This is a genomic window from Sodalis sp. (in: enterobacteria) (assembly GCF_047607725.1).
GTDB lineage: Bacteria > Pseudomonadota > Gammaproteobacteria > Enterobacterales > Enterobacteriaceae > JBLKSS01.
Window position 1 is genome coordinate 1 of the sequence record NZ_JBLKSS010000294.1, and the last position, 1,429, is coordinate 1,429.

Annotated in this window: 1 protein-coding gene and 2 pseudogenes; 2 read left to right on the forward strand and 1 reads right to left on the reverse strand. The window is 54.6% G+C overall.

What is annotated here, in order from left to right:
* Nucleotides 1-154 precede the first annotated feature (154 nt).
* Both ACMX3H_RS18620 and ACMX3H_RS18625 read left to right on the forward strand, forming a co-directional pair.
* A pseudogene (locus ACMX3H_RS18620) lies at nucleotides 155-292 on the forward strand (DUF808 family protein); the annotation flags it as partial.
* A 19-nt stretch (nucleotides 293-311) separates the two neighbouring features.
* Entirely contained in the window at nucleotides 312-638 is a 327-nt protein-coding gene (locus ACMX3H_RS18625) for a DUF808 family protein (RefSeq protein ID WP_415211844.1), read from the forward strand.
* A 171-nt stretch (nucleotides 639-809) separates the two neighbouring features.
* Here ACMX3H_RS18625 and ACMX3H_RS18630 read toward each other — a convergent pair.
* Nucleotides 810-1,277 (reverse strand): annotated as a pseudogene (locus ACMX3H_RS18630) (glycoside hydrolase family 15 protein); the annotation flags it as partial.
* Between the last annotated feature and the right edge of the window lie 152 nt (nucleotides 1,278-1,429).

Here is a 1,429-nt window from a genome sequence, read left to right on the forward strand (position 1 = left end):
TCACTCAAACCGGGATGGAAATAAAAATTATTAAAATCAATACAATGTGAAAATGCAATGAGCATAAGCGTGTAACGTAGGTTTACTGTCTCATACAACAAACCCACCAATAATTCAAGACGTCCTCCACGGGGCGCTTACTCGGAATCTTCAGATATCGCTTAATATCGTCGCTCAAGCGCCGTTGCTTAATCAAATTGCGGTGATGGTGCTGATTGCGCTGGTGATGACTCTGGGGGTTTACGGCATTGTGGCGGCGATTTTCAAAATGGATGACCTGGGGCTGTATATGAGCCGGCTGACGGGACAGGGTGCGTCGCGCGGGCACAGGGATCGTCAGCGCCGCGCCGCTACTGATGAAAACCCTGTCGGTGGTGGGCACCATTGCCATGTTTCTGGTGGGTGGCAGCATCCTGGTGCATGGTTTTCCCTGGACGCACGGTCTTATCGACAGCATCGGCGAACACTATCGCGGTCTAATCGGGACGCTGATGACCAGTCTCAGCGATATGCTGCTGGGATTGATTGCCGGCACGATCGTCGTGTTGATTGTTGCCTTGTTAAAAAAATGCGTTGGCAGCGGTCGCGAGCCGGATGACCTACTTGCCGATAGGGATGTCGCTTACGTGGCCGGGTAGTTCCCCCCGTCAGGCTCCGACGTTAGCGCTTACGCCGACCCAGGCATGTGTGAGAGTGCCGTATCCGCCGTACACGGTTGTCGGAAGGCGGGCGGGATTCGCGTGGCTTTGCTGGCGGAACACGTTCCTGCGCGGCGCTGACGGCCTGAATCCCCCGGCCGGGCATAGACGTTAGTTATCGTCCGTCGCCACGCGTTGCCTTGACGTAACGGCAGAGGGTATCGTCTGGTTCGACAGGGCCGCGGCCGCGCAAATAAGCGCCTGATGACTGAGTCCCTGCGGCAGATTCCCGCGCCACAGGCCGGTATTCACGTCAAACATCTCATTGAACGTCTCAATGTTGCCGTTATCGCACAGGTTGTCGAAAATCTCGGTCATGGCGGCGTTGGCTTCATCCCTGCCGTCAAGATTGGCCAGCGCCTCCACGCGCCAAAAATAGCAGGCGATAAAGGTACTTTCTTCTTTCTCCACGCCAGAATAACGATACAGCATAGCGCTTCCGTGCCCCAATTCATGATGGATGGCGGCGTAGGTCGCCAGCATGCGTGGCCGGTTGATCCTGGCACCGTATGCATGCATTAGCGTCACCGCGGCATCCAGCTTCTCGCTGCCCGGATAAAAGGTATAGGCCTGTCTGGCATGTAAGCGTACGCCCAGCGCCGTCTGTTAATTCCCCATCAAGTTATTGAAGATGATGTCCATTATTTTTTTAATGGGCTCAATTCATGAAACAAACCCCACCAAAACCCTCAAGACGTCGTCCCAATTTCCCGCTGGACTTTAACATTAAG